This is a genomic window from Curtobacterium sp. HSID17257 (assembly GCF_003989515.1).
In the GTDB taxonomy this organism is placed as follows: domain Bacteria; phylum Actinomycetota; class Actinomycetes; order Actinomycetales; family Microbacteriaceae; genus Curtobacterium.
Map to the genome: position 1 here is coordinate 1 of NZ_RBLU01000176.1, position 4,664 is coordinate 4,664.

Sequence of the window (4,664 nt, forward strand, 5' to 3'; positions counted from 1 at the left end):
TCGGTGAAGGCGAGCGCCCCCGACGGCTGGCCGGCGGGAGCCCCCGGCGCCGGGTCGACGACGAAGGCGAACGTGCCCCACGTGGCGACCGACCCGTCGGCGCGCTGGCCGACGAGGGTGTGCTCACCTGTCGCGAGGTCGACCGGCAGCTGCAGGGTCAGCACCCCGTCGTCGTCGGTCGGGTCGTCGCCGAGGTACTCGGCGTCGGAGTGCACGAACCAGTCGAGCGGAGCGCCGGCGAGCTCGCGGGGGACGGTGACGGTGACGGTGCCCGCCTCCTCGTCGACGGCGTCCACCCGGAGCGTGTGGGTCGCCTCGGTGAGCGTCGCGAGGTCCGCGGCGACAGGGGCCTCGTCGGACGGCGTGCCGGGTTCGGTCGGCTCGGTGCCGGGGTCCGTCGGGTCGGTGCCGGGGTCGGTCGGGTCGGTCGGGTCCGTCGGGTCGGTCGGCTCGGTCGGCTTCTGCAGCGTGACCCGGTCGACTACGGTCATGTCCGCCGACCGGTAGGTCGTCATCGCGATGGCGTCGCCCGAGACCTCGACGTTCGTGAAGTTCGGCGTGTACTCCTGGTTCTGCACCGCGGCGAAGTCGAACGGCCCGGGCGTGATGTCGTAGTACTTGCTGCCCGACGACGAGTTCGCCGTCACGTAGAGCACCTCGTCGCCCGAGGGCGTGACCGTCTCCGTGGGGGCGCCGGTACCGACGGGGGTCGTACCGCTCATCAGGTAGCTGCGGACGTAGACGTGGTCGTGGCCCATGAGCACCAGGTCGACGTCGAGTGCACTGAGCGCCGGCGGCAGGTCGGCGCGGCGGGTGACGATGTCCGCGTCGTCCGCGTGCGACGCCGTGCTGTACACCGAGTGGTGGAAGGTGACGACCTTCCAGCGTGCCTCGTCGCCGTGCTCCGCGAGCACCTCCTCCGCGAACGCGGCGTGGCCGGCGTCGTCCATGTCGTTCGAGTTGAACGAGATGTAGAGCGTGTCCCCGTAGGTGAACCAGTAGTCGCCGCCCGCGCGACCGGCATCGGGCTTGCCGTGCTCGGTCGAGACGTTCGGCAGGTTGAAGTGCTGCTCGTACGCCAGGCTCGCCACGTCGTGGTTGCCGATGTTCGTCACGAGCGGGATGCGGCCGAGCTGGTCCGGCGAGAGGAAGCCCTCGTACTGCGCCTCGTTCGAGGCCGTGTTGACCTGGTCGCCGGCAGAGAACACCATCTCGGAGTCCGGGAAGGCACGCTCGGCGACGTTCATCGTGTCGACCCAGCCCGCCGTGTCCGACGCCGCGTTGCCGGAGGCGCCGATCTGCGCGTCGCCGATGAAGACGAACGAGTAGTCGCCGTCCCCGTCACCCGTGCGGAAGGTGGTGACCGGGCTCCAGCCGTCGGTGTCGCTCCCGACCCGGTAGGCGTACTCGCTCGAGGGTGCGAGACCCGCGAGCGTCGCGTGGTGGTACTGCTGCCCGTCGGTGGCGGTGCCTGAGGTGCTGGCGACCTCGGTGGCGCCGGTCGCCGGGAAGGCACCGTCGACGAGGCGGGACGCCGGGACGACCTGCGCGCCCTCGGCAGCGGCGGAGTCGGAGTACCAGGCGAGGTTCCGCGACGAGGCGTCGGCGCCGATCGTCATCACCACGTCGGAGATCGTCGCGGGCTGCGCGGCGTCCACCGGGGTCAGCGACGGCATCTCGAAGGAGACGTCGGAGCTGTTCGAGCGTCCCTGGTACAGCGCGACCGCGATGTCGTTCTCGCCCTCGTGGAGCAGCGAGGCGTCGACGGAGAACGTGCTCGTGTCCGGGTCGGCGCCGTTGTCGCCCGCGTACTGCACGTTCTGCGTGACGCCGCCGTCCTCGAAGCCGGCGACCTTCGTGCCGTTCACGTACACGACGAGGGCGTCGTCGTACACGACCTCGGCGGTGAGGGACTTCCACGCCGCCAGGTCGGTCGCGTCGGCCTCGAACGAGGAGCGGAAGAAGTAGGTCGGGACGTCCTTGCCGTCCGCCAGGTACTGCTCGAGGAGGGTGTCGACGGTGTGCCCGCCGCCCATGCCCGTCGCCGCGCCGTTCTTCGCGCCGAACGAGCCCGTGCCGGTCTTCCAGTCGCCCGTGGGCAGGGCGCCCGTCGTCCAGGCGGTGCGGTCGGGCTGCCCGGCAGCGGGGTCGGACCCGTCCTCCAGGTACTGCCACTCGGTGGTCGAGGTGACGAGCGGTGCCTCCTCGGCCGACGCGGCGGGGACGGATCCGATCATCGTCGTGGCGGCGATCGCGGCGAGGGCCGCGGTGGCGGCTCCGACCGTGCGTGCGGTGCGCCGCGGTCGTGCTGGGTGCTGCGGGGTCATGGTGTCCTTGTCGTCGTGACCCCCTCGTGGGGGCCTGGGACATCCGACCCTGCTGAGTTGTCCCACAGGTTTCCGGCGGTCGTACGGATGTGGAACTGTCAGGACGCACAGCTCAGGAAGCTTGCGCCCGCTCGTTCCTTCCCATCACGCCTGCAGTGGGAAGCGGAATCGCGCGTACCTGGTCAGAAGGAACGACCTGGTACGCGCGATTCCACCTGGTACGCGCGATTCCGCCCGGTACGCGCGATCCCGCCTGCCAGGGCCGGCGCGCACAGCTGCCGGACGGGAGGCGCGGTGCCAGCTGGCACCTCGCCTCCCGTCCGTCGCGTGGTCGCGTCAGCGCGACGTGGTGCCCACCGGCTGCGGGTCCACCGGGTCCGGCGGCACGGGCAGCGACCCACGGACCTGGTTCTGCGCCTGGCAGTCGCTCGTGCAGTTCGTCGCGCCCTGCGAGAGCTCGACCGCGTCCTCGCCGAGCACGCCGCCCATGCGGCCGCCGGGCTGCACGGTCCACGTCGTCGTCGTGGCCGTCTGCGAGGTCTTCGTCGCGACCTGCGGGCTGTCCTTGCCGAGCAGCATCTGGTGCGCGTCGCTGCCTCCGGCCACCGCCGCGACGCCGTCGCCGAAGTTGATCTTCCCGGTGTACGGGTTCGTGAAGTAGAACAGGCCGGCACCGAGCGTGTGCGTGAACGTCACCGGCTGGGCGAACTCGGTCTCCATCTGGAAGATCCCGCCCTGGGCGCCGTCCTTCGCCTGGATCTTGAACTTGCCCGCACCGGTGCCGAAGATCGCGACGAGCGTGTCGTCGCGGACCTCGAGCGAGGACAGCTTCGTGCCGGACAGCTGCGCGGCGGTGAGCGAGGGGACCTTCGACGCGAAGACCACGGTCGGCTTCGTCACCATCCGCTGCGTGTCCGGGGCTCCCGTCAGCGTGTAGTCGTAGACGCCCAGGTCGGCCACGCGGATGTCGAATCCGTTGTGCTTGCCGCGGACCGCGATGGTGCCGGAGACGGCCACGTCCTTCAGCTTGAAGTCCTTGCCGACGGCGGGGTTCGTCGTGGTGCCGTTCACCGTGACGGCGTAGTCGCCTCCGGTCGACGTCTTGCCGGACGCGGTCGCGGGGGAGACCCCGGCGAGGGCCGCTGCGGCGACGGCGCCGAGCGCGATCACGGCGGCGAGGCCGATGGTGCGGCGTCGCGTGCGCTGGGTGGTCATGGGGTGCCTCCTGGGCTGGTCCGACGCGCCTGCGGTGGTCGCGTCCCTCGGGACGATCGTCGCCGTGACGCGGTGACCGCACCATCGGACCTTGGTACTAGTACCCGGACCGCCCGCACGTGGACGGCCGGGTCGTCACCAGCCGTGGTCGCGGGCCCAGAGCGCCGCACTCGTCCGGTCGGCGACGCCGATGCGGCGGAAGAGTGACCCGACGTGCACCTTCACGGTCCGCTCGGCGATCCCGAGTTCGGTCGCGATCTGCCGGTTCGACAGCCCGCGTGCGATCCGGACGAGCACGTCCCGCTCGCGCGGCGGCAGGTCCGGGTCGCGGTCGCGTGCAGGCTCCGGGCCGCGGTCGCGTGCCGGGACCGGAGCGTCGGGCAGCAGGGCACGGGCGACCCGGGGGTCGACGGGCGCCTCGTCCCGCGCGGTCGAGCGGACCGCGGCGACCACCTGTTCGGGCGTCGCGTCCTTGAGCAGGTAGCCGGTCGCCCCGGCGGTCAGGGCGGCGCGGACGCGGTCGTCGTCGGAGAACGTGGTGAGGACGAGCACCCGGACGGCCGGCAGCGTGGTGCGGATCGTCCGCGTCGCCTCGACCCCGCCGGCACCGGGCATCGAGAGGTCCATCACGACGACGTCCGGGTGCAGGGCACCGGCACGCTCCACGGCTTCCTCCCCCGTGCCCGCCTCGCCGACCACGTCGCAGTCGGTCGTCGTCGCGAGCACGGCGCGGAGCCCCTGCCGGACTAGGGCGTGGTCGTCGACGAGCAGCACCCTCACCGCAGTGACTCCGTCCGCGCGGGCAGCGTCAGCTCCCAGGTGGTCCCTGCGCCCGGGGCGGTCCGGAGCAGCAGCGCGCCGCCGGTGTCCTCGGCGACCTCGCGCAGGAGCGTCGTACCGAGGTGCCCCGTCGGCGCCGGACGGTCGAGGAGCGCCGGATCGAACCCCGCCCCGTCGTCGGACACGCGCACCAGCAGATCCCCTCCGTCGGCGCGCGCCTCGACGCCGATCCGGGAGGCGCCGGCGTGCTTCGCGGCGTTCCACACGGCCTCACGCACGAAGCGCACGACCGCGGTCCGGGCGGCCGCCGACGCGTCGAGCGGCTCGGCGACGTCGACGTCG

General features: G+C 72.2%; 4 protein-coding genes. All 4 read right to left on the reverse strand.

The features are described 5' to 3' along the window. Window positions 1-2,327: fibronectin type III domain-containing protein (locus D8M35_RS16440; RefSeq protein ID WP_153257450.1), on the reverse strand; the 2,327-nt coding region annotated here is incomplete at its 3' end. Between the two features lie 336 nt (window positions 2,328-2,663). Next, window positions 2,664-3,542 carry a hypothetical protein gene (locus tag D8M35_RS15580; RefSeq protein ID WP_126892641.1) on the reverse strand — a complete coding sequence of 293 codons (879 nt, stop codon included), beginning with the start codon at window positions 3,540-3,542 and terminating at the stop codon, window positions 2,664-2,666. A 135-nt stretch (window positions 3,543-3,677) separates the two neighbouring features. Further along, entirely contained in the window at window positions 3,678-4,322 is a 645-nt protein-coding gene (locus D8M35_RS15585) for a response regulator transcription factor (protein ID WP_126892642.1), read from the reverse strand. Further along, window positions 4,319-4,664, reverse strand: a 346-nt coding sequence (locus D8M35_RS15590) for a sensor histidine kinase (RefSeq protein ID WP_174234768.1), incomplete at its 5' end; no start/stop codon positions are given. The genes D8M35_RS15590 and D8M35_RS15585, both read right to left, overlap by 4 nt.

What these genes read in the sequence shown, in the direction of transcription:
- D8M35_RS15580 (WP_126892641.1), bottom strand. Translation starts at nt 3,542, where the DNA reads ATGACCACCCAGCGCACGCGACGCCGCACCATCGGCCTCGCCGCCGTG.